Source organism: Mesorhizobium sp. CA16 (assembly GCF_020165175.1).
Classification (GTDB): domain Bacteria; phylum Pseudomonadota; class Alphaproteobacteria; order Rhizobiales; family Rhizobiaceae; genus Mesorhizobium.
Genome location: NZ_JAIUHP010000006.1, coordinates 78,959 through 100,706 on the forward strand (window position 1 = coordinate 78,959; position 21,748 = coordinate 100,706).

Here is a 21,748-nt window from a genome sequence, read left to right on the forward strand (position 1 = left end):
CAGTCGGCTTGCGGGGGTGAGCCTTGCTTAGGCCACCGCCTTCAACGGCGCCCTGTCTGCCTGCTGCAGGCGTGCGGCGGCCGCGAGCAGGTCGGTCTGGGTGATCAGGCCGAGGATGCGCCGCTCGGCATCGACGATCACCACGGCATGGCTGCGGCCGTCGGTCAGCACCGGCAGCAGACTCATCGCCGGGGTGTCGGGTGAGGCTGTGCCGGCCTTAGACATCACCCCTTTGACCGTGTCGGTCGCCCTTGTCAGCTCGCGCAGACCGACCGCGCCGGAGAGCCGTCCGTCCGCGTCGATCACCGGCAAGGTGCGGATGTTGTGGTCGATCAGCTGTTTGCGCGCGTCGTCGGCCGACGCCTTTTCCGCCACGGAGATCACATCGCGCGACATGATGTCTTTGCAAAGCAGCGTACGCTGCGAGCGCACCATGGCCTGCAACTCGACCTGGCGCAGCAGGCGCTCCAGGTCGTCACGGTCGATGTCGAAGGTCTCGTCGAGCGCCGAGAGGGCGGCGTCGACATCCTCGGGCCGGAAGCCGACGCGCTCGGCCGGCGGCCGGTCGGCGGTGCCGTGGCCGCGGGCGGCGGGCACGTGCACATGGGGATAGTTGCGCCGCGACAGCTTGTGGAAAAGGAAGCCGAGCGCAACCAGGATGGTCGAGTTGAGTGCTACCGGCACGAAGGGAAACAGGAAGCCCGCAGCGGCGACGGCCGGCCCGCCGAGCACGCCGGTAAGCGCCGCTGCGCCGCCCGGCGGGTGCAACGAGCGCGTGAACGACATGGCGGCGATCGCCAGCGCCACCGCTAGGCCGGAGGCGACCACCGTGTCATGCACAAAATGCGCCACGGTCACGCCAACCAGCGCCGAAATCGTGTTGCCGCCGATGATCGACCAGGGCTGCGCCAGCGGGCTCGAGGGAACGGCAAAGAGCAGCACTGCCGAAGCGCCCATTGGCGCCACCAGCATCGCCACAAGCGGGCCGCTACCCATGGCGAGCCCGCTAATCATGCCGGTGAGCGCGATACCGATGGTAGCGCCGATGCAGGCAAGCAGCCGTTCGCGAAGCGTCGCACCGGCAAGGATCGGAACGAAAAGGCGAAACGCCATGGCAGGCCCTTGATCGAAGAGGTGGAATTGCGTTGCCCGCAATGCCGCTGAAGCCGCGGATTTGAAAGCCAAACCAATCCGTAGATTCGCCGCTGAAGAGAATATTATTGCACAGCGATCCGCGCCGGACGCGCCGCCAGCGGCCTCGGCTTTCTCAATCGCGCCAAGCCTTTACGACGGTTTGCAGAGTCGGTTCGACAATTCGCCCGAATGAAATTGTACGAATGCGGCGCGTGGCGCTGAGGCTGCTTTCGGCATGGGATTGCTGCAAGGTCAAGCGAGGCGCTGCGCGCGCCTCGCTCTCGGATAGCTAGGGCGCCACCTCGACATGGCCCTTCATGTTGGGATGGAAGCGGCAGAAATAGTCCGCTGTCCCCGCCGCCTTCAGCGTAATCTTGCCCTTCGACTTTGCGGGGATCATCACGTCCCAGCCGCCTTTCACTGTCGCGGTGTGGGCGATCACATCCTTATTCGTCCACTCGATCGTATCGCCGACCTTGGCCTGAATGTTTGCGGGCGAGAAGACCAGCTTGTCGATCGTTATCTCGATCGACGCCGCGAACGCCGGCGATGCGATGAGCGCCAGTGCTAGGGTGACCGGAGCAATTCCTGGAAAAGTGTGGAACGATTGGGCGCAGCGACTTCGCCGTAGCCTTCCGTCAGGAATTGCCTCAAAACAAAGCAAAAGCGGCCTCATTTCAACATGCCGGCGACGTGTTCGGCATGCTGCTGATGTCCCTGGAAAACCTTGAGGCCGGTCTCCAGCAGGCTCTTCAGCTCAGCATTGCTGGCCGAGGGGATGAGCAAGGTTTCGAGCGCGCCGTTGACCTGTTTGTGATAGGCCACTTCGTTCTCAATATAGGCCTTGTCGAAGGCGGCACCCTTGAGCTTCGCCAGCTTGGCGTCCTCTTCCTTCGCAGCCTTGGTCAGGGCCTTGCTGGTGTCGTTGTCCTCGGGCGTGACCTTCAGCTTCTTCACGAGCTCGAGCGCCTGCTTGTTCACCGCCTCGTGGTCGCGCTCCATGTCTTTGGCGAAGTCGACGACCTCCTTGTTCTTGGACTTCTTGATCGCCAGCTTGGCCGCTTCGATGTCGAGCGTGCCGGCCGTATAGGCAATGTGGGCGATCTGCGGATCGGTGGGCTTTTCGGCGGCTAGCGCCAGCGGCGCCGTGCTCACGAAGGAAAGGGCGGCGAGGGCGGCGGTTAATCGCATGAACATGGCATCTCCTTTGCCCGACGGCGCTTGCCTCGGGCTTCATTTGAGGTTGACGGTAGATTGGATGCCGGACGCGTCGAAACGTTCCCGGGAAGTTAGAGCTCGAAATCCAGCCTTTTCATCACCGCCTGCGTCAGCCGCTCGCAACGCCGGCCTGCAAAGGGGAAGGCGTCGAGCAGCACCGGACCGATCTCGTCGTCCAGTGCCTTTCGCACCAGCGTTCGCGCCCGGTGCAGCCTGGTCTTCACCGTCTCGGGCCTCACGCCGAGAAAATCGGCGGTTTCCTCGATGCTCAGGCCCTCGATGACGCGGGCGACGAAGACGGTGCGATAGACATCGGGGAGGCTGTCGGTCGCCCGTTCGACAAGCCTCAGAATCTGCCGCTGCGCCATCGTCCGCTCCGGATCGTCGCCTCGGTTCAAGTCGGTTGGATTCAAGGGAAACCGGATAATCTGCGCCTCCGGGTTCTCATGCATGACCGCGACGCGCTTGCGCTTGCGCAGCCGGCCGAGCGCTTCGTTGATGACGATGCGCGACAGCCAGGTGGAGAGCGAAGCCTCGCCGCGAAAGCTGCTGAGACTGGCGAAGGCGCGCAAATAGGCCTCCTGCACGATGTCCTCGGCCTCCGCGTCGTTTCGCACCACGCCGCGCGCGATGCGGTAGAGTCGCTGGTTGTACGTCTTGATGATGGCACGGAACGCATTCGGATCGCGCGCAAGCGCCCGGCGAACCAATGCCATGTCGCCGGCTTCGGTCGTACCGACCTCGGCGGTTTCGATGGCGGGCTTTATCATCGCGCCCGATCTCCCGACAGATGTTGCATCCACGGTTGGATGCGCCTGCCGACAAAAGGTTCCCGAGCTGGCTGCACGGCCCCATGCTACCGCTTCGACCGGGGCTTGTCTGCCGCCGGTGCGGATTCCGTGCCGATCATCCTGTCATCCGGCTGCGGCGGCCGCCGCGAGTCCGCGCAGAATGTCGGTCTTGAGATCTTCGACATCCTCGAGCCCGACCTGCAGACGGATCAGCGAGCCGGCATACGAGCCTCTGGCAAGCATGCGGTCGCCGAGGAAGACCGGAACGGCGAGGCTTTCATAGCCGCCCCAGGAATAACCGAGGCCGAAGATCTTGAGCGCGTCGAGAAAGGCGTGCTGGGCCTTCTGGCCGCCGCTGTTGAGCACGATCGAGAAGACTCCGCTCGAGCCGCAGAAATCGCGCTTCCAGAGCGCATGGTCGGGATGGCTTTCCAGCGCCGGATGCAGCACCTGCGCGATGCCAGGCTGCTCCTCCAGCCAGCGCGCGATGTCGAGCGCGCTCTTGCGGTGATGCTCGAGCCGCACGCCCATCGTGCGCAGGCCGCGCAGCACTTGGTAGATATCGTCGGGACCGGAACAGCAGCCCAACGCGCAAAACCCATCATAAAGCTTTGTCCAGCAGGCTTCGTTGGCCGAAACCAGGCCGAGCAGCACGTCGGAATGACCGGCCGGATATTTCGTCGCCGCGTGGATCGAGATGTCGACGCCATGGTCGAGCGGCTTGAAATAGAGCGGTGTCGCCCAGGTGTTGTCCATCATGACGATGGCGTTCGCCGCATGTGCCGCCTTGGAGATCGCCGGGATGTCTTGCACCTCATAAGTGTTCGATCCCGGCGATTCGGTGAACACCACCTTTGTGTTTGGCTTGATCAGCGAAGCGATGCCGGCGCCGATGCGCGGCTCGTAATATTCGATCTCGACGCCGAGCCGCTTCAGCATCGTGTCGGCGAAGTGGCGCGTCGGGTGGTAGACGCTGTCGACGATCAACAAGTGATCGCCCGCGGCAAGGAAGGTGAGCAGCGGCACCGTCACCGCCGCCAGTCCGGAAGGCACCGCGATCGTGCCGGCCGAGCCTTCCAGCGCATCGACGGCGAGCGTCAGCGCGTCCATCGTCGGGGTGCCGCGGGTGCCGTAAGTGTATTTCTGGCTGCGCCCAGCCATCGAAGCGGCGTCGGGATAAAGCACTGTCGAGGCATGCACGACCGGCGGGTTGACGAAGCCGAAATAGTCGCGCGGGTTGTTGCCGGAATGGGCAAGCAGCGTGTTGATGCCCATCTCGATGCCGTCTCTAGCCATGGTTCGTCGCCTATCGAATGATGTCAGGGGACCAGCCATAAAGCGGCGGCAAAGCCGGCGCAACCGCGCCCGGCCCGCCAAAAGCCGGTCTTCCGCTGGGCCAATCCAAAGGCGCACAAGCCCAGTAGAGCACCGCTAGTGCCGCAGCGGATTCTATCGCCGGACCACGGATTCGCGACGGCGCGACTTGGCTGATTTGTTCGCACGGCCTGCCGGTTTCATGTGCTCTTGTCCGCAATTCAGGCATTTGCGCCAATTGCTTTCCAAACCTCCCTGGAATCGGTCATTTCCCTTGACCTCACAGGAATAATCGCCTTCGATGCGTTTCGTGAATGGGAGGCAGCGCATCGGCAACCGATGCGGGTCCCGGGAGTGGGCCTTGGAGTGGGAGCTGCATTCACAAACGAAAAAAGATCAAGCGTCGCCTGGCAATAGGGGCGCCTGTAACAGAAAAGGGTCTGTGGGTCATGAAACACATTGCAATCGGCATTCTTGGCGTCGCCGCGCTCGGGTTCATGGCGTCTGCCGCCTCGGCCGGCACGCTCGATACCGTGAAGCAGAAGGGCTTTATCCAGTGCGGCGTCTCGACCGGCCTCGCCGGCTTCTCGGCGCCGGACGACAAGGGCGACTGGAAGGGCATCGACGCGGACTTCTGTCGCGCCGTTGCGGCCGCTGTCTTCGGTGACGGCTCCAAAGTCAAGTTCACGCCGCTCAGCGCCAAGGAGCGTTTCACCGCCTTGCAGTCGGGCGAGATCGACATCCTGTCGCGCAACACCACCTGGACCAGCAACCGCGACAGCGCGCTCGGCCTCGATTTTGTCGGCATCACCTACTATGACGGCCAGGGCTTCATGATCAACGCCAAGAAGCTGCCCGGCGTGAATTCCGCGCTGCAGCTTTCGGGCGCCGCCGTGTGCGTGCAGAGCGGCACCACCACCGAGCTCAATCTCGCCGACTACTTCAAGAAGAACAAGATGGAGTACAACCCCGTCGTGTTCGAGAAGCTTGAAGAGGTCAACGCCGCCTATGACGCCGGCCGCTGCGATGCTTACACCACAGACCAGTCCGGCCTCTATGGTATCCGTCTGACGCTCTCCTCGCCGGCCGACCATGTCGTGCTGCCCGAGATCATCTCCAAGGAGCCGCTCGGCCCGGCCGTGCGCCAGGGCGATGACCAGTGGGCGCATATCGCGCGCTGGACGTATTTCGCGCTGCTCAACGCCGAGGAAGCAGGCATCACGCAGGCCAATGTCGATGAGATGAAGGCGTCGACCGACCCGAACATCCAGCGCCTTCTCGGCACTGAACCGGACGGCAAGTATGGCGCCGATCTCGGCCTCTCCAACGACTTTGTCGTCAACATCGTCAAGGCTGTCGGCAACTACGGCGAAATGTTTGAGCGCAATGTCGGCTCGGGCAGCCCGCTCAAGATCGCGCGCGGCATCAACGCGCTGTGGACCAAGGGCGGCCTGCAATACGGTCCGCCGATCCGCTGATTGAAACGTGATCCGGGAGGCAGGTCGTCTGTCTCCCGGTTTCTCTTTCCAGAGGACGGTCCATGGCTTCGCAGGAAATCCTTCGCGAGGAGCCGAGTCGCGGCTCCTTCATCAATGACCCGAGAATACGCAGCCTGTTCTTTCAGACGCTGGTTGTGATCCTGCTGTTCAGTTCGATCTGGTGGATCGTCCACAACGTCATCGAAAACCTCCAGCGTCTGCACATCGCGTCGGGCTTCGGTTTCCTCAGGAGCAGGGCCGGTTTCGACATTTCCGACACGCCGATCGCCTATACGTCTGATTCGACCTATTTCCGCGCGCTGGTCGTCGGTTTGCTCAACACGATCATTGTCGCCGCCGCCGGCATCGTGCTTGCGACCATCGTGGGCTTCGCCATCGGCATCGGCCGCCTGTCGCAGAACTGGCTGATCCGCAAGATCTGCACGGTCTATGTCGAGATCTTCCGCAACATCCCGCCGCTGCTGGTCATCTTCTTCTGGTATTCCGGCGTGCTGGCCGTGCTGCCGCCGCCGCGCGAGAGCATCCACCTGCCTTTCGGCTCGTTCCTCAACCAGCGCGGCTTCTATTTTCCGCGCGCCGTTTGGGGCGATGGCTCCTGGCTGATCGGCGTCGCACTGCTGCTCGCCATTGCAATGGTCTGGTTCGTCGCCCACAGGGCGCGACAGCGGCAGAAGGCGACGGGCCAGCAATTTCCGGTCTTCTGGACATCGGTCGCGCTTATCGTCGGCCTGCCGGTGCTGGCCTTCCTGCTCGGCGGCATGCCGCTCACCTTCGATTTTCCGAAGCAGTCGACCTTCAACCTGACCGGTGGCTTCTGGGTCAAGCCGGAATTCCTGTCGCTCTTGCTGGCGCTCTCCTTCTACACGGCGGCCTTCATCGCCGAGATCGTGCGCGCCGGCATCAGGGGCGTCAACAAAGGGCAGAGCGAAGCGGCGGCGGCGCTCGGCCTCCGCTCCGGTCCGATCCTGCGGCTGGTGGTCATCCCGCAGGCGATGCGCATAGTCATCCCGCCGCTCACCAGCCAGTATCTCAACCTGACCAAGAACTCCTCGCTGGCGATCGCTATCGGCTATCCGGACCTTACCGCCACCGCCGGCACGGTGCTCAATCAGACCGGGCAGGCGGTGGAGGGCGTTTTCATCATGATGATCGCCTATCTGGTGCTGAGCTTGGTGACGTCCTTTGTCATGAATATCGTCAATGCCAGAATGGCGCTGGTGGAGAGGTAGGGCCATGCAGGAACATGACATGTCCTGGGTGCGCACCGAGATGGCGCTTGCCCAGCCGGCCCCGCCTACCGAACGCGGCGCCTATGCCTGGGTGCGCAAGAACCTGGTCGGTTCGGTCGGCGACACCGTCCTCACAATCCTCGGCATCGCCATCGTGCTTTGGATCCTGCCGCAGGTCATCAGCTGGGCCTTCCTCAATGCCCAGTGGACCGGGCCGGATCGCACCGTCTGCACCACCGTCACGCAAGGCGGCATCCAGCCCGACGGCTGGACCGGTGCCTGCTGGGCTTTCGTCAACGCCAAGTTCGGCCAGTTCATGTTCGGCACCTATCCGATCGAGGAGCGCTGGCGGCCGATCCTGGTCGCCATCCTGTTCGTGGCGCTGTTGGTGCCGATGCTGATCCCGCGCGTGCCGCGCAAGGGATTGAATGCGGTGCTGTTGTTCGTAGCGCTGCCGATCGTCGCCTTCTTCCTGCTGCTTGGCGGCGTGTTCGGCCTGCCGGTTGTCGAGACCTCGCGCTGGGGCGGGCTCCTCGTGACGCTCAGCCTCTCCTTCGTCGGCATTGCGGTGTCGCTGCCTTTGGGCATCGTGCTGGCGCTCGGGCGCCGTTCGAAGATGCCGATCATCAAATGGCTTTGTATCGTCTTCATCGAGACGGTGCGCGGCATTCCGCTGATCACGGTGCTATTCTTCGCCAGCGTCATGCTGCCGCTGTTCCTGCCCGCGGGCGTTACTTTCGACAAGTATCTGCGTGCGTTAATCGGTGTGTCGCTGTTTGCCGCCGCCTATATGGCCGAAGTGATTCGCGGCGGCTTGCAGGCGATCCCGAAGGGCCAGTATGAGGGCGCCGATTCGCTCGGCCTCGGCTACTGGCAGAAGATGAGCCTGATCGTGCTGCCGCAGGCGCTGAAGCTGGTCATTCCGGGCATCGTCAACACCTTCATCGGAATGTTCAAGGACACCAGCCTGGTGCTGATCATCTCGATGTTCGACCTGCTCGGCGTGGTGAAGCAGAATTTCGCCGATGCAAACTGGGCGACCCCGCAGACCGCGAGGTCCGGGCTGATCTTTGCCGCCTTCGTTTTCTGGCTGTTCTGCTTCGGCATGTCGCGCTATTCAATGTACACCGAACGCCGGCTCGACACCGGCTATAAACGATAAAAAGGGAACAGGTTATGGCCACCGAAAACGCCGTCAGCGCGGAAGAAATCAAGGTCAACGCCGCCAAGATGCACATCTCCACCACCGATGTCGCCATCGACATCGTCGGCATGCACAAATGGTATGGCGAGTTCCATGTGCTGAAGGACATCAACCTCAAGGTGATGCGTGGCGAGCGCATCGTCATCTGCGGTCCGTCCGGCTCCGGCAAGTCGACCATGATCCGCTGCATCAACCGGCTGGAAGAGCACCAGAAGGGCAAGATCATCGTCGACGGCAAGGAACTCACCAACGATCTGAAGAAGATCGACGAGGTGCGCCGCGAGGTCGGCATGGTGTTCCAGCATTTCAACCTGTTCCCGCATCTGACCATCCTGGAGAACTGCACGCTGGCGCCGATCTGGGTGCGCAAGATGCCGAAGAAGCAGGCCGAGGAAATCGCCATGCATTTCCTTACGCGCGTCAAGATACCGGAACAGGCCAACAAATATCCGGGCCAGCTCTCCGGCGGTCAGCAGCAGCGCGTGGCGATCGCACGCTCGCTGTGCATGAACCCGCGCATCATGCTGTTCGACGAGCCGACCTCGGCGCTCGACCCGGAAATGATCAAGGAAGTGCTGGAGACGATGGTGGGGCTGGCGGAAGAGGGCATGACCATGCTTTGCGTCACCCACGAGATGGGCTTTGCCCGCAAAGTCGCCAACCGCGTGATCTTCATGGATCAGGGCCAGATCGTCGAGCAGAACACGCCGGCCGAATTCTTCGACCATCCGCGCCATGAACGCACAAAGCTTTTCCTGTCGCAGATCCTGCACTGAGCGGGCGCGACGCTAAATTTTCGGAAGCCCGGCTGGAAACAGCCGGGCTTTTTTTGCATTCGGGCGCTCGGACAAGGATCGGCTCATTTTTGGTTGACGCTGCGAAATCGTCTAGCCTGATCGTCCAGGTTATCCTGGGGTTGACGCAGACGAGACGGAACGACCGCACCCGATGAGACGAGGCCTGCGATATATGGTGATGCTGTTGGGAGCGGCGGTGCTTGCCGCCGCGCTCGGCACGCTGGTGCCGCGTCCGTTCTGGCCGGCGGCACGGGCCGAAGGCGAGGGGACGCGGCACATATTGGTGTTGAAGAACCCGATCCACACCGACATCGCCGTGCCCCTCGATGACGGCGTGCGCCGGCGCTTTGCCTTTCTCGCCGATACCGGCCTGCCGATCGAGGCTCAGGAGGCGCGCTACATCGTCTTCGGCTGGGGCGGCCGCGCCTTCTATCTGGAGACGCCGACCTGGTCGCAATTGAAGATCATGCCGGTGCTGAAGGCGCTTACGCTCGACGCCTCGGTGATGCATGTCGATGCTACGGGGGCTATTCTTGAGCCGCATCCGGATGTCGCCGGTTTTGACATCGATGAGGAACATTTCTCGGCGCTGCTCGACTATATCGCGGCAAGCTTCCGGCAGCGGACGGGCGAGCCCGTGGTCATCGAGGACGCCGGCTATTCCACCTACGACCGGTTCTACGAAGCCGACGGTCATTTCAACGCGCTGGTCGGCTGCAACACCTGGACTGCGGCGGGGCTGCGCACGGCTGGCCTACGAACAGGATGGTGGAATCCGCTACCGGTGTCGTTGTGGTGGTCGCTGAGGTTGTATGATTAAGGGTTGATGGGAAGTTGCAAACGCCGCGTTCCGTCACACCCCCCTCTGGCCTGCCGGCCATCTCCCCCGCAAGGGGGGAGATCAGCTGTCGTGGCTGCTTTCGCCAGTCATCAACGTCGCAAGGCGGGAGCCAGCGCCCAAGCTGCCAATCTACCCCCTTGCGGGGAGATGCCCGGCAGGGCAGAGGGGGTGCTGTCCCGCCGGCCTATCCATCTGGTGGCAGACGCTACCGCCGCACAACCCCCCGCTCCTCCCACCCATAGAGCCAGTCCAGGTCCGCCGCGAGCTTTTCCGCCGGTCGCGCCACCAGCACCAGATTGCGTGTGATCGCCACCGGTCCCCAGGCGTGCCAGGCCAGCCGATTGAGAGCGCCGCGTTTCAACACCTTCTCGACGCGCGGGCGTCTGAGATTTTCCCAGATGGCAAGGCCTCGAGCTGGATCGCCGGGGAAGTCGGCAACGAGATTGGCGAGCATAGCGGCGTCCTCGATCCCCATGGCCGCGCCTTGCGCCGCGAACGGCGTCATGGCGTGCGCGGCGTCACCGATCAGTGCTACTCCCTCCGCCATGGTCCAGCGCTGCTGCGCGACCGTGTGGATGGGGAATGCTGTCCACGGCCCGGCAAGCGCCGCCAGCTCCGCCAGCGCTGCCGCCGTGCCTCGCATGGCAGCCGAAAGAATGGCAGGGTCGGCATGGCCGGACCAGCCTTCGGCAATGCGCTCGCCCTTGGTGAAGGCGGCAAGGTTGACGGCGCTGCCCTTGCTCACCGGATAGGCGACCATGTGGAAGCCGGGATGCAGGAAAGTGGTGACGCTGTCGGTGGCTCCGATTTGCATAAAAGCCTGGCCGGCGGCGCTTTCCGCCGGGACCGTCGCGCGCCAGGCGAGTTCGCCCGAAAAGCGGCTTGCCGCAAAACCGGCCGTCCGGGCAAGCTTGGCGCGAACCGACGACCAGACGCCGTCGGCTGCAACCAGCAAACCGCCCGCGATATTCGTCGCCTTGCCGTCGACCTCGACCGTCGCGGTCACGCTTTGCGGGTCGACGGCGATGCCGGCAACACGAGCGCCGGTGACAAGCGCGATACCGGGCCGTTCCGCCACCGCCGCCATCAGCGCCGCCTGCAGGTCGGCGCGGTGCGCCACGAGATAGGGCGCCCCCCAGCGCTTTTCTGCGGTTTCCCCAAGCGGCACGCGCGCCAGCTCTCGCAGGCTCCTTGCGTCCTTCAGCACCACCGCTCGCGGCCGGATCGCGTTGGGCAGCAGTCGATCGAGCACGCTGAGCCGCCGCAGGATCCGGGTCGCGTTGGGGGAAAGCTGGAGGCCGGCACCGGCCGCTTCCAGCTGTTTTGCCTGCTCGAACAGTTTTACCGGATAACCGCGCTCGACGAAGGCAAGCGCCGCCGTCAGCCCGGCGATGCCAGCCCCGGCGATGACGATTTGCCGGGACCGTGCTTCAGTCATGATCTAGCAGTCGTTCATGATTTGCCGCGTCAGGCGGCCTGGTCGACATAAAGGCAGCCGGCCGGCTGCGTTTCCGTCGCCTTCAGCGACGGTGAATAGCGGTAGAGCGTCGAGCAGTAAGGGCAGACCTTTTCATTGTCGTCGCCCATGTCGAGGAACACATGCGGATGGTCGAAGGGCGGGTTGGCGCCGGTGCACATGAATTCCTTGACGCCGATCTCGATGACCGGATGGCCCGCGTCGTTCTGGAAATGGGGAATGCTGCCGCCTGCCATCGTCGTCTCCAATTGGGTTCGGCCAGTGGGTGTGACCAGTTTGCATCTGGAGCATAACAGGCCAGTTTGCAAGATCGATGAAATCAAACTGTCGCAAAAGGCTGGCAGAGGATAAGTTGAGCCGGTTAAGCGCATGGGGCCGGTGCCGGAGCGATTCCGTGACGATCATGCGTCATAAAGACATGCTAGAGCGTCGTTTAACGGCAGTATGCGGCGCCTCCTGGGAACGGTTGCGGGCAAGAGCAGGAAACCATGAACGAACTGAAGCCTGTGCAGAGCGAGTTCATCACCGTTGAGGCCGCAAGCCCCGACGGCGGCAATCCCGATCGTTTCGTCAACCGCGAATTCTCATGGCTGCAATTCAACCGCCGCGTGCTGGAGGAATCGCTGAACGAGCATCATCCGCTGCTTGAACGCGTCCGCTTCCTGTCGATTTCTGCCGCCAATCTCGACGAGTTCTTCATGGTCCGCGTCGCCGGCCTTGCCGGCCAGGTCCGCGAGGGCATCGCGCTGAAGAGCCCGGACGGCCGCACGCCCGAACAGCAGCTCGAGCAGTTGCTGCGGGAGGTCGAGCGCCTTCAGGAAGACCAGCAGAAGAGCCTCTCGGCGCTGATGACGCTGCTCAACAAGGAAGGCATCGAGAGCATCACCCGCGACGCGCTGACCAAGGATGAGAAGGCCTGGCTGGAGGAACATTTCCAGGAACAGGTTTTCCCGGTGCTGACGCCGCTGTCGATCGACCCGGCGCATCCGTTTCCGTTCATCCCCAATCTCGGCTTTTCCATCGCCCTGCAATTGCGCCATCGCAAGAATGGCGAGGAGATGAGCGCGCTGCTGCGCCTGCCGGTGGCGCTCAGGCGTTTCATCCGCCTGCCCGACCGCAAGAACCATGTCCGCTTCATTCCGCTGGAGGAAGTGGTCGGCATCTATATCGGCAAGCTTTTCCCCGGCTACGAGGTCAAAGGCTCCGGCACGTTCCGCATCATCCGCGACAGCGACATCGAGGTCGAGGAAGAGTCGGAAGACCTGGTGCGCCTGTTCGAAACGGCGCTGAAGCGGCGCCGTCGCGGCTCGGTGATCCGCATCGAATTCGACACGCTGATGCCGGCTGCGTTGCGGGACTTCGTCGCCGGCGAGCTCGGCGTGTCGTCGAGCCGAATCAGCGTGCTCACCGGCCCGCTGGCGCTCAACCAGATCTCCGAGATTGTCGCCATTCCGCGCGACGACCTCAAATTCACCCCCTACAATCCGCGCTTTCCCGAGCGCATCCGCGAGCATGGCGGCGACTGCTTCGCCGCCATCCGCGAGAAGGACATCGTCGTCCATCACCCCTACGAGTCCTTCGACGTGGTGGTGCAGTTCCTGCGCCAGGCCGCCGCCGACCCGGAAGTGGTGGCGATCAAGCAGACGCTCTACCGTACCTCTAACGACAGCCCGATCGTGCGCGCGCTGATCGACGCCGCCGAGGCCGGCAAGTCGGTCACGGCACTTGTCGAGCTCAAGGCGCGCTTCGACGAGGAAGCCAACATCCGCTGGGCGCGCGACCTCGAGCGCGCAGGCGTCCAGGTCGTGTTCGGCTTCCTGGAGCTGAAGACCCACGCCAAGATGTCTTTGATCGTGCGCCGCGAGGATGGCCGGCTGCGCAACTACGTGCATCTCGGCACCGGCAACTACCACCCGGTTACCGCCCGTATCTACACCGACCTGTCCTTCTTCACCACCGACCCGACGATCGCGCGCGATGTCGCGCAACTCTTCAATTTCATCACCGGCTATGCCGAGCCCGCCGAGGAGATGCGCCTTGCCGTATCGCCCTTCACGCTGCGCAAGCGCATCCTGAAACACATCTTGGACGAGATCGTTCATGCCCGCGACGGCCGGCCGGCCCGCATCTGGATGAAGATGAACGCGCTGGTCGATCCGACCGTCATCGACGCGCTTTACGACGCCAGCCGCGCCGGCGTCGAGGTCGACCTCGTCGTGCGCGGCATCTGTTGTCTGCGGCCGCAGGTGCCGGGTCTTTCCGAGAACATCAGGGTGAAATCGATCGTCGGCCGCTTTCTCGAGCACAGCCGCATCTTCTGCTTCGGCAACGGCCACGGCCTGCCGTCCGACGAGGCGGTCGTCTACATTTCGTCGGCCGACATGATGCCGCGCAATCTCGACCGTCGCGTCGAGACTCTGGTGCCGATCACCAATCCAACTGTGCATGAACAGGTGCTTGGCCAGATCATGCTGGGCAACATCATGGACAACCAGCAAAGTTTCGACGTATTGGCTGACGGCACCTCCCGGCGCGCTGTGCTGGAGGAGGGCGAGGAGCCGTTCAACGCGCAGGAATATTTCATGACCAATCCGAGCCTCTCCGGGCGGGGCGACGCGCTGAAATCGCATGCGCCCAAGCGCATTGCCCAGTTCAAGCGCCGCAAGAAGAACAGCGCCGCGTGACTGCAGTTTCCCAGGGCCGGCTTCAGGACCGGCGGCCGCTGTCGATCATCGACATCGGATCGAACTCGATTCGCCTTGTCGTCTATGAGGGGCTGGCGCGCTCGCCCACGCTTCTGTTCAACGAGAAGATGCTGGCCGGCCTCGGCCGCGGCATCGTTTCGACGGGCAAGCTCGATCCCGAGGCGGTGACGCGCTCGATGGAGGAATTCCGCCGGTTCCGCGCGCTCTCGGACCAGGCGGGTGCCGAGCACATCTATGTGCTGGCGACAGCCGCCGCGCGCGAGGCGGGCAACGGCCCCGATTTCATCCACCGAGCCGAGGACGTGCTGAAGACCGAGATCCGCGTGCTCACCGGCCGTCAGGAGGCCTATTATTCGGCGCTCGGCGTCATATCCGGTTTCCATCCGGCCAACGGCATCGCCGGCGATCTTGGCGGCGGCAGCCTTGAGCTGATCGACATCAATGGCGAAGCGATGGGCGACGGCATCACGTTGCCGCTCGGCGGCCTGCGCCTGCAGGACATGGCCAGGAACTCGCTCGTGCAGGCCCAAAAGATCGCGCGCCAGGAACTGGCGCGGGCGAAGCTGCTCAAGGGCGGGCAGGGCAGGGTTTTCTACGCAGTCGGCGGCACTTGGCGAAACCTTGCCCGGCTGCACATGGAGATGAACAACTACCCGCTCGGCGTCATGCATCACTACGAGATATCGGCCGACAGCGCGCAGACTTTCCTCAAGCAGGTCGCCCGCAGCGAGGTCGAGAAGGTGAGGGGCATCGAGGGCGTTTCCAAGAACCGCCGCTCGCTCTTACCCTACGGCGCCGTCGTGCTGCAGGAGATCATGTCGGCCATGCAGCCGTCGAAGATCGTCGTCTCGGCGCAGGGCGTGCGCGAGGGTTTCCTCTACTCGCTGCTCGACGCCGCCGAGCAGAAGGCCGACCCGCTGATCTCGGCCGCCGAGGAACTGGCGCTATTGCGCTCGCGCTCGGTGCATCACGCGCACGACCTGGTCGAATGGACCGGCAAGGCGTTCAAGGCCTTCGGCATTGACGAGACGGAAGACGAGGCACGCTACCGCCATGCCGCCTGCCTGCTCGCCGATATCGGCTGGCGCGCGCATCCGGAATATCGCGGCAGGCAGTCGCTCAATATCATCGCGCATGCCTCCTTCATCGGCGTCGATCATCCCGGCCGCGCCTATCTGGCCCTGGCCAACGCCTATCGCCATGACGGCATCTTCAACGACGGCATCGCGCCGGAGATCAAGGCGTTGGCGCCGCCGCGCCTTCTGGAACGCGCCCGCGTGCTGGCGGCGATGATGCGTGTGGTCTATCTCCTCACAGCGGCAATGCCGGGCGTCATGCCGAGGCTGAAATGGGAGAGCCGCGGCAACGGTGCGCTGGCGCTGGTACTGCCGTCCTCGCTCGCCGACCTCTATGGCGAGCGTCCTGCCGGCCGGCTGGCACAGCTCGCGCGCATCACCAACCGGCGCCTGGTGCTGGCGGTCGAGGGCGGACCAAGTGTGTCGGTGAAATAGGCATGTCAGTGAAATAGGGCCGGCTCAGGTCACTTCGGCACCGAGGCCGAAACCGCGCCCGTCAGCCGACCATGCGCCGGCGCCAGCCATGGCGAGCGCCAGGAAGCCGCCGGCAACGGCGATGTCCTTCATCAGCATCTGCTGGTGCAGGAAGGCGAGGGTCGCATCGTCGGCGCCCTGGCCGTAGTGACCGATGAAGCCGGCGGCGATCGAGAAGGCGGCAAGCAGCAGCGCCACGATCCGCGTCTGGAAGCCGACCAGGATCAGCAATCCGGCGATCAGCTCGAACAGGCCGGTGCCCCAGGCTGCAAGAGTCGGAAGCGGCAGGCCGAGGCCTGCGAAATAGCTGGTCGTGCCGGCGATGTTGGTGAGCGCCTGGAAACCGGAGGGCACGAACAACGCGGCGAGCAGGAGCCGCGAGACGAGAAGCAATGCGTTGCGGGGCATTGGTCATCTCCCTTGCCGGCATCAGGCCGGCTGCCGGCGCAGTCTACGCCTACAACCGGAAAACGAAAAAGCGATGCGGAAAATTCCGCACCGCTTTCGTTTCAGTTTGGGAGGATTGCTTCAGTATGGGAGGAAAAAGATCAGCCGCGCTTGGCGTCGATCGAATAGGCGCCAGCGCCGGAGGAGGCGAGCAGGATGAAGCCGCCGGTGATGGCGAGGTTCTTGAGGAACTGGATCATCTGCATCTGGTCGGCCCAGCCGGTGTGAGCGACTAGCCCAGTGGCGATCGTGAAGATGGCGAGCACCCAGGCAGCGATCCGGGTCTGGAAGCCGACGAGAATGGCAAGGCCGCCAAGCAGCTCGATCAGCCCAACAACGACGGCCGTTACGGTCGGCACCGGCAGGCCGAGAGCGCCGAAATAGCCGGCGGTGCCGGAAATCGCTGTGAGCTTGCCGAAGCCGGAAAGCAGGAAGATGACGGCAAGCAGGACGCGACCCAACAGGATTGTCGTGGAGCTGGTGGATGTTGCGCCGTTGCCGGCGACGGAAGAGTTGATGGACATGGCGGTTCTCCGAACGGTTGAATGGCCCGTCAGATAAACGATAGAGACTGTTCACCAGAAGCCGCCTATGTGGCGACACATTGTTCACAGAATCTTCATTCTTAGATTACCCGGCGGGCGCGAAATTCATGTCGCGAGAATCGGCAGTGAGAGCAAATTCTCCCACTGCAAAATGGCTCGTCCGCTTCTTCCTAAGAAGAGATGCAATCGTCAGCCCGGATGCGTCATGTCCTCTGGCCGCACCAGCCGATCGTAATCGGCTTCGCTGACCAGCCCGGTGGCCAAGGCCTCCTCGCGCAAGGTCGTGCCGTTCTTGTGCGCGGTCTTGGCGATCTTGGCGGCGTTGTCGTAGCCGATGGTGGGGGCCAGCGCCGTCACCAGCATCAGCGAGCGTTCGAGCGCGGCCTTGATGTTGTCCTCGCGCGCCTCGATGCCGACCACGCAATTGTCGGTGAAGGAGACGGAAGCATCGGCCAGCAGCTGCACCGACTGCAGGAAGTTGTAAGCCATCAGCGGGTTGTAGACGTTGAGCTCGAAATGGCCCTGGCTGCCGGCGAAGGCAAGTGCAGCATTGTTGCCGAACACCTGCACGCAGACCTGCGTCAGCGCCTCGCACTGGGTCGGGTTGACCTTGCCCGGCATGATCGAGGAGCCCGGCTCGTTTTCCGGCAGCGAGAGCTCGCCGAGACCCGACCGCGGGCCAGAGCCGAGCAGGCGGATGTCGTTGGCGATTTTGAACAGCGCCGCGGCCGCCGCGTTGATCGCACCATGCGAGAACACCATGGAATCGTGCGCCGCCAGCGCCTCGAACTTGTTCGGCGCGGTGACGAAGGCGATGCCGGTGATGGCGGCGATGCGGTCCGCCACCTTTTCCGCGAAGCCGACCGGCGCGTTGAGGCCCGTGCCGACGGCGGTGCCGCCTTGGGCCAGTTCCTGCAGGCCGGGCAGCGTCAGCTCGATGCGCTTGATCGACGAGGCGACCTGCGCGGCATAGCCGGAAAATTCCTGGCCGAGCGTCAGCGGCGTGGCGTCCTGCGTGTGCGTGCGGCCGATCTTGATGATGTGGTTGAAGGCGCGGGCCTTGGCGTCGAGCGCCTTGTGCAAATGGTGCAGGGCAGGGATCAGGTGATGCGCGACCCGCTCGGCGCAGGCGATATGCATGGCCGTCGGATAGGTGTCGTTGGACGACTGGCTCATATTGACGTGGTCGTTCGGATGCACCGGCTTCTTCGAGCCCATGACGCCGCCGAGCATCTCGATCGCCCGGTTGGAGATCACCTCGTTGGCATTCATGTTGGACTGCGTGCCCGAGCCCGTCTGCCAAACCACCAGCGGGAAATGATCGTTAAGCTTGCCGTCGATCACTTCCTGAGCTGCTTCCACGATCGCCTTGCCGATGGCCGGATCGAGCCGTTTCATCTCCATGTTCACTTCGGCGGCGGCGCGCTTGACGATGCCGAGCGCGCGCACGATCGAAGCCGGTTGCTTCTCCCAGCCGATCTTGAAATTGCCCAGAGAACGCTGCGCCTGCGCGCCCCAATAGCGGTCGGCCGCGACCTCTATGGGGCCGAACGTATCGGTTTCGGTTCTGGTCTTTTCAGCGCTCACGGCAAGTCTCCGTCTGTCGATTTGGGCAACGGCGTATCGCGTTGCACAAACCGCTTCAAGCGGAGATTGCGGGCGGGAAAGATGCAAATCGGTTGAAGGGAAGCTCACCCCATCGGCGGCCCGACAATGTCGATGCCGTTCTCGGCGCACAGTCTCGTCAGCGCCTCAATCATCTCCGGCGTCGGCGCTGCCGCCGGCGGCAGTTCGGCTCGCTCCGCAGGGCGACTAGCCTTGCGCACCATCGTCTCGAAATCCGAACCGCGCGTGACGGTGAGCGTATGGGCGCCTTCGAGAGACTCGACCTTGTAAGTGTGCGGCAGGCCTTTCGGAGCGAGCACCGTTTCGCCGGCGCCGGCAAGCCGCTCGCGGCCGTCGACGACAAAACGTATCCGGCCTTCGAGGATATGAAACACCTCGTCCTCATTGCGGTGCACGTGCAGCGGCGCGGAATCGCCGCTGGCGGTGCTCGATGATGCAGATGCCGTCCTCGCCGTCGGCCGACGAAAGCTGGATGGCAACGAGCGTGTTGTTGAACCAGAGGAGTTCCTTGCCTGCGATCGTCGTGTTGATCATTGTCATCATTGCTCTCCCTTGTTGAGTGCCGACAAAGCGGCTTCGACGGCGACCTAAGCAAGGACGAGCCGGTGATGGAAATCGAATGATCGTATGGGGCGGATTGATGCGATGAGTTTGAACGCGCTCGACCTCAATCTGGTGAGGGTGCTCGACGCGCTGCTGCGCGAGAAGAGCGTGACGCGCGCCGGCGAGCAGATCGGCCTCAGCCAGCCGGCTGTGAGCGCCGCGCTCAACCGCCTGCGCCATGCGCTCAACGACCAGCTCTTCGTGCGCCGCGGCAACGACATGGTGCCGACGCCTCGCGCCGAAAGCCTGGCGGAGCCGGTGCGTGCGGCGCTGCGCGAGATCGAGCGCGCCTTTCAGCCGGCGACCGATTTCCATCCGGCAAGGCTGGAACGGACCTTCACCTTCATGGGCGCGGATTTCTTCTCCATGCTTCTTATGCCGCCCTTCGCCGCGCGCATTGCGGCCGTGGCGCCCGGCGTATCGTTCCGTTTCCTCGACAGCGCCATCGGCGACGTCTCGAAGCTGTTGCAGGACGATCGGATCGACCTTGCGCTGGAGCGCCCGCTGGAGGTCGCGGAGTGGGTCTCAAGCGTGGCGCTGTTCGGCTCGCCCTTCGCCATTGTCGCGGCGAAGGACAATGCGGCGCTCGGCCAGGCCGGCATCGCCGAGGGCGAAGAGGTGCCACTCGACCTGTTCTGCGCGCTGCCGCATGCGCTGCGCTCCATCGATGGATCAATGTCGGGCTTCACCGACGATGCCCTGGGCAGGATGGGCCGGGCGCGACGCGTCATGCTTGCTTTGCCGCACTTCCAGGCCGTCGCGCTGGCCGTGGCGAACGGGCCTTATCTGGCCGCGGTTCCAGCGCAGTTCGCTGTAGCGGCGGCAAAATCCTTGCCGATCGGCATCTATCGGGCGCCGATCCCGATACCGTCGCCGGCGGTGAGAATGTACTGGCACGCCCGCCGCGATGATGAGCCACCGCATCGCTGGATCCGCGAGCAGATACTCGATGAGGTGGGAACGCTCGGCTTCAAGGACCGGGACGGCACCGCAAGTGCTCTCCCGGGGGTATAGCTGCCGTTGGAGCGGGAGTGCAGCGCTGAGCAACGCGGACGGTCAAGCGCGGGAGCGATCGCCGGTATGAACCTTATCCGGCTGAGGCTAACCCGACCGGGGCGGGCTGGCGCAGGCCCAGCCGGCCCGCGACGAAATCCTTGACCTGGCGCACGGCCTGTTCGCGCGTGACGCTGCCCGGCTGCAGGCCGAGCCTGAGCCACAGCCCGTCGATCAAAGCGGTGACGCCAAGCACGATCTCGTCGGCCAGTTCCGGCGAAGCGAGGCCGCGCAGGCCGGACAAGAGGTTCGAGCGCATGCGCGCGTGGATGACTTTCTGGATGCGCGCCAGCTTCTCGTCGCGCGGCACCTCGGCGCAGAGCGACAGCCATGCGTGGCAAAGCGGCGGCAGGAACAAATGCTCCTCGAAATTGCCTTCGATCACGGCGTCCAGCCGTTCCATCGGCGTTCGCGCCCGCTGAAGCCGGGCGACGACGGCGTGACAGAGCACGGCGTTCGCCTCGCGCATGGCGTGCTCGAAAAGCTCCTGCTTGTTGCGGAAATAATGCAGCACGATGCCCTTCGAGGCGCCGGCCTGGGCCGCGACCTTTTCCAGCGTCGCGCCGGCGATGCCTTCGCACTCCAGCACTGCGAAGGCCGCCTGCCGCAGTTCCTTGCGGCGTATGTCGCTGAGACGCGTGAGTTTCACCGGACCGATCCATGCATGACGAATCCACGTTGACATTTTCGTCCGCTCAGATCAATGATTGACCAATGGGACAATAAAATGACCGCAAGGTCAAAAAAGGATTGAAAGAGGAGAACCGGAATGTTGCGCATGCTTGCGAGAGGCGTCTGTGTCGCGGCGCTAATGGCGGCTTCCCAGGCGGCCGGCGCCGCCGAAGCCGAAGGCTGCAAAGCGGTTCGCATGGCCGAACCCGGCTGGAACGATCTCGCCTTCACCACGGGTGTGGCCAAGGTGCTGCTCCAGGCGCTCGGCTACGAGCCGCAAAGCGAGGTGCTTGGCATCAACGTCATCTATGAGGGCATGAAGAACAAAGACCTCGACCTGTTCCTCGGCTACTGGGATCCTGCGATGGTCACCTACTACGAGCCCTACAAGAAGGACGGTTCGATCGAGAATGTGCGCGTCAACCTGGTCGGCGCCAAATACACCTTCGCCGTGCCGACTTATGTCTGGGACGCCGGCGTCAAGGACCTGTCGGACCTGCACAAATTCGCCGACAAGTTCGGCAAGAAGATGTACGGCATCGAGCCCGGATCCAATCAGCTCATGATGGATGCCATTGCCGATCCGCAATATGGTCTGGATGGCTGGCAGGTGGTGGAGTCGAGCGAAGCCGGCATGCTTTCGGAGGTCGGCTACGAGATCAAGGAGAAGCAGTTCATCGTCTTCCAGGGTTGGGCGCCGCACCCGATGAACACGATGTACGACTTCAAGTACCTGACCGGCGGCGACAAGTTCTTCGGCCCGAATTTCGGCGCCGCCACCGTGACCACCCAGGTGCGCAAGGGTTTCCTGCAGGAATGTCCCAACGTCGCGCAGTTCCTGAAGAACCTTGCCTTCGACATCGACATGGAAAATGTCGGTATGGGCTATCTCATCAACGACGGCATGAAGCCGGAGGATGGGGCGCTGAAGTCGATCACCCTGCACAAGGATCGGCTCGATGCGTGGCTCGCCGGCGTCACCACCTTTGACGGCAAGCCCGGCCTTGCCGCGGTCAAGGAAAAGCTCGGACTGTGAGGCCGGC

General features: G+C 63.5%; 22 protein-coding genes. 9 read left to right on the forward strand and 13 right to left on the reverse strand.

Going from position 1 to position 21,748, the window contains the following annotated elements; all coding sequences use genetic code 11:
* Nucleotides 1-27: 27 nt before the first annotated feature.
* The 5 genes from LB525_RS11230 to LB525_RS11250 all read right to left on the reverse strand — a co-directional run bounded on the left by LB525_RS11230 (nt 28) and on the right by LB525_RS11250 (nt 4,439).
* The gene (locus LB525_RS11230; RefSeq protein WP_224544658.1) at nt 28-1,113 is read right to left on the reverse strand and encodes an HPP family protein; all 1,086 of its coding nucleotides are present in this window, start codon (nt 1,111-1,113) and stop codon (nt 28-30) included.
* A gap of 310 nt (nt 1,114-1,423) precedes the next feature.
* Nucleotides 1,424-1,810: a cupredoxin family copper-binding protein gene (locus LB525_RS11235; protein WP_224544659.1), complete on the reverse strand. Its 387-nt coding sequence runs from the start codon at nt 1,808-1,810 to the stop codon at nt 1,424-1,426.
* Nucleotides 1,807-2,331, reverse strand: coding sequence for a DUF4142 domain-containing protein (locus LB525_RS11240; protein WP_224544660.1), 525 nt, complete (start codon nt 2,329-2,331; stop codon nt 1,807-1,809). Before LB525_RS11240 ends, LB525_RS11235 begins: the two co-directional genes overlap by 4 nt.
* A gap of 92 nt (nt 2,332-2,423) precedes the next feature.
* Nucleotides 2,424-3,122 (reverse strand): RNA polymerase sigma factor, encoded by a 699-nt coding sequence (locus tag LB525_RS11245; RefSeq protein ID WP_224544661.1) that lies wholly within the window; start codon nt 3,120-3,122, stop codon nt 2,424-2,426.
* 144 nt (nt 3,123-3,266) lie between these two features.
* Nucleotides 3,267-4,439, reverse strand: a complete 1,173-nt coding sequence (locus LB525_RS11250) for a cystathionine beta-lyase (RefSeq protein WP_224544662.1) — start codon at nt 4,437-4,439, stop codon at nt 3,267-3,269.
* 467 nt (nt 4,440-4,906) lie between these two features.
* On the opposite strand from LB525_RS11250, the gene LB525_RS11255 reads away from it, so the two are divergent.
* The 5 genes from LB525_RS11255 (at nt 4,907) to LB525_RS11275 (ending at nt 10,006) form a co-directional block, all read left to right on the forward strand.
* Entirely contained in the window at nt 4,907-5,935 is a 1,029-nt protein-coding gene (locus LB525_RS11255) for an amino acid ABC transporter substrate-binding protein (RefSeq protein WP_095768427.1), read from the forward strand.
* A gap of 62 nt (nt 5,936-5,997) precedes the next feature.
* Nucleotides 5,998-7,185, forward strand: a complete 1,188-nt coding sequence (locus LB525_RS11260; RefSeq protein WP_224544663.1) for an amino acid ABC transporter permease — start codon at nt 5,998-6,000, stop codon at nt 7,183-7,185.
* Between the two features lie 4 nt (nt 7,186-7,189).
* The gene (locus tag LB525_RS11265) at nt 7,190-8,347 is read left to right on the forward strand and encodes an amino acid ABC transporter permease (protein WP_224544664.1); all 1,158 of its coding nucleotides are present in this window, start codon (nt 7,190-7,192) and stop codon (nt 8,345-8,347) included.
* Nucleotides 8,348-8,415: 68 nt separating this feature from the next.
* Nucleotides 8,416-9,165 (forward strand): amino acid ABC transporter ATP-binding protein, encoded by a 750-nt coding sequence (locus LB525_RS11270; protein WP_036259985.1) that lies wholly within the window; start codon nt 8,416-8,418, stop codon nt 9,163-9,165.
* 172 nt (nt 9,166-9,337) lie between these two features.
* Nucleotides 9,338-10,006, forward strand: coding sequence for a TIGR02117 family protein (locus LB525_RS11275; RefSeq protein WP_224544665.1), 669 nt, complete (start codon nt 9,338-9,340; stop codon nt 10,004-10,006).
* A gap of 226 nt (nt 10,007-10,232) precedes the next feature.
* Here the strand turns inward: LB525_RS11275 and LB525_RS11280 are convergent, their stop codons facing one another.
* Both LB525_RS11280 and LB525_RS11285 read right to left on the reverse strand, forming a co-directional pair.
* Nucleotides 10,233-11,465: an FAD-dependent monooxygenase gene (locus LB525_RS11280; RefSeq protein WP_224544666.1), complete on the reverse strand. Its 1,233-nt coding sequence runs from the start codon at nt 11,463-11,465 to the stop codon at nt 10,233-10,235.
* 29 nt (nt 11,466-11,494) lie between these two features.
* Nucleotides 11,495-11,740 (reverse strand): zinc-finger domain-containing protein, encoded by a 246-nt coding sequence (locus tag LB525_RS11285; protein ID WP_027169907.1) that lies wholly within the window; start codon nt 11,738-11,740, stop codon nt 11,495-11,497.
* 252 nt (nt 11,741-11,992) lie between these two features.
* Between LB525_RS11285 and LB525_RS11290 the strand changes: the two genes are divergently transcribed.
* Nucleotides 11,993-14,188 carry an RNA degradosome polyphosphate kinase gene (locus LB525_RS11290; RefSeq protein WP_095768434.1) on the forward strand — a complete coding sequence of 732 codons (2,196 nt, stop codon included), beginning with the start codon at nt 11,993-11,995 and terminating at the stop codon, nt 14,186-14,188.
* Nucleotides 14,185-15,720 carry an exopolyphosphatase gene (ppx, locus tag LB525_RS11295; protein WP_224544667.1) on the forward strand — a complete coding sequence of 512 codons (1,536 nt, stop codon included), beginning with the start codon at nt 14,185-14,187 and terminating at the stop codon, nt 15,718-15,720. Before LB525_RS11290 ends, ppx begins: the two co-directional genes overlap by 4 nt.
* A 24-nt stretch (nt 15,721-15,744) precedes the next feature.
* Here ppx and LB525_RS11300 read toward each other — a convergent pair whose 3' ends face one another.
* From LB525_RS11300 to LB525_RS11320, 5 genes are all read right to left on the reverse strand, one after another.
* Entirely contained in the window at nt 15,745-16,167 is a 423-nt protein-coding gene (locus LB525_RS11300) for a DoxX family protein (RefSeq protein WP_224544668.1), read from the reverse strand.
* Nucleotides 16,168-16,307: 140 nt separating this feature from the next.
* Complete coding sequence (locus tag LB525_RS11305; protein WP_140840770.1) at nt 16,308-16,730, reverse strand: DoxX family protein; 423 nt, start codon at nt 16,728-16,730, stop codon at nt 16,308-16,310.
* Between the two features lie 210 nt (nt 16,731-16,940).
* Complete coding sequence (gene fumC, locus LB525_RS11310) at nt 16,941-18,338, reverse strand: class II fumarate hydratase (protein ID WP_224544669.1); 1,398 nt, start codon at nt 18,336-18,338, stop codon at nt 16,941-16,943.
* A gap of 104 nt (nt 18,339-18,442) precedes the next feature.
* Nucleotides 18,443-18,751 carry a cupin domain-containing protein gene (locus tag LB525_RS11315; RefSeq protein ID WP_318012399.1) on the reverse strand — a complete coding sequence of 103 codons (309 nt, stop codon included), beginning with the start codon at nt 18,749-18,751 and terminating at the stop codon, nt 18,443-18,445.
* Between the two features lie 7 nt (nt 18,752-18,758).
* Nucleotides 18,759-18,920 (reverse strand): hypothetical protein, encoded by a 162-nt coding sequence (locus LB525_RS11320; protein WP_224544805.1) that lies wholly within the window; start codon nt 18,918-18,920, stop codon nt 18,759-18,761.
* A 102-nt stretch (nt 18,921-19,022) separates the two neighbouring features.
* Between LB525_RS11320 and LB525_RS11325 the strand changes: the two genes are divergently transcribed.
* Nucleotides 19,023-19,994 carry a LysR family transcriptional regulator gene (locus LB525_RS11325; protein ID WP_224544670.1) on the forward strand — a complete coding sequence of 324 codons (972 nt, stop codon included), beginning with the start codon at nt 19,023-19,025 and terminating at the stop codon, nt 19,992-19,994.
* Nucleotides 19,995-20,067: 73 nt separating this feature from the next.
* On the opposite strand, the gene betI is transcribed toward LB525_RS11325, so the two are convergent.
* Nucleotides 20,068-20,718, reverse strand: a complete 651-nt coding sequence (gene betI, locus LB525_RS11330) for a choline-responsive transcriptional repressor BetI (protein ID WP_224544671.1) — start codon at nt 20,716-20,718, stop codon at nt 20,068-20,070.
* Nucleotides 20,719-20,802: 84 nt separating this feature from the next.
* On the opposite strand from betI, the gene choX reads away from it, so the two are divergent.
* Nucleotides 20,803-21,741: a choline ABC transporter substrate-binding protein gene (gene choX, locus LB525_RS11335; RefSeq protein ID WP_224544672.1), complete on the forward strand. Its 939-nt coding sequence runs from the start codon at nt 20,803-20,805 to the stop codon at nt 21,739-21,741.
* Nucleotides 21,742-21,748 lie beyond the last annotated feature (7 nt).

Coding starts and splice junctions, on each gene's coding strand:
- LB525_RS11230 (WP_224544658.1), bottom strand. CDS start 1,113: ATGGCGTTTCGCCTTTTCGTTCCGATCCTTGCCGGTGCGACGCTTCGC.
- LB525_RS11235 (WP_224544659.1), bottom strand. CDS start 1,810: ATGAGGCCGCTTTTGCTTTGTTTTGAGGCAATTCCTGACGGAAGGCTA.
- LB525_RS11240 (WP_224544660.1), bottom strand. CDS start 2,331: ATGTTCATGCGATTAACCGCCGCCCTCGCCGCCCTTTCCTTCGTGAGC.
- LB525_RS11245 (WP_224544661.1), bottom strand. CDS start 3,122: ATGATAAAGCCCGCCATCGAAACCGCCGAGGTCGGTACGACCGAAGCC.
- LB525_RS11250 (WP_224544662.1), bottom strand. CDS start 4,439: ATGGCTAGAGACGGCATCGAGATGGGCATCAACACGCTGCTTGCCCAT.
- LB525_RS11255 (WP_095768427.1), top strand. CDS start 4,907: ATGAAACACATTGCAATCGGCATTCTTGGCGTCGCCGCGCTCGGGTTC.
- LB525_RS11260 (WP_224544663.1), top strand. CDS start 5,998: ATGGCTTCGCAGGAAATCCTTCGCGAGGAGCCGAGTCGCGGCTCCTTC.
- LB525_RS11265 (WP_224544664.1), top strand. CDS start 7,190: ATGCAGGAACATGACATGTCCTGGGTGCGCACCGAGATGGCGCTTGCC.
- LB525_RS11270 (WP_036259985.1), top strand. CDS start 8,416: ATGCACATCTCCACCACCGATGTCGCCATCGACATCGTCGGCATGCAC.
- LB525_RS11275 (WP_224544665.1), top strand. CDS start 9,338: ATGAGACGAGGCCTGCGATATATGGTGATGCTGTTGGGAGCGGCGGTG.
- LB525_RS11280 (WP_224544666.1), bottom strand. CDS start 11,465: ATGACTGAAGCACGGTCCCGGCAAATCGTCATCGCCGGGGCTGGCATC.
- LB525_RS11285 (WP_027169907.1), bottom strand. CDS start 11,740: ATGGCAGGCGGCAGCATTCCCCATTTCCAGAACGACGCGGGCCATCCG.
- LB525_RS11290 (WP_095768434.1), top strand. CDS start 11,993: ATGAACGAACTGAAGCCTGTGCAGAGCGAGTTCATCACCGTTGAGGCC.
- LB525_RS11300 (WP_224544668.1), bottom strand. CDS start 16,167: ATGCCCCGCAACGCATTGCTTCTCGTCTCGCGGCTCCTGCTCGCCGCG.
- LB525_RS11305 (WP_140840770.1), bottom strand. CDS start 16,730: ATGTCCATCAACTCTTCCGTCGCCGGCAACGGCGCAACATCCACCAGC.
- LB525_RS11320 (WP_224544805.1), bottom strand. CDS start 18,920: ATGATGACAATGATCAACACGACGATCGCAGGCAAGGAACTCCTCTGG.
- LB525_RS11325 (WP_224544670.1), top strand. CDS start 19,023: ATGAGTTTGAACGCGCTCGACCTCAATCTGGTGAGGGTGCTCGACGCG.
- betI (WP_224544671.1), bottom strand. CDS start 20,718: ATGTCAACGTGGATTCGTCATGCATGGATCGGTCCGGTGAAACTCACG.
- choX (WP_224544672.1), top strand. CDS start 20,803: ATGTTGCGCATGCTTGCGAGAGGCGTCTGTGTCGCGGCGCTAATGGCG.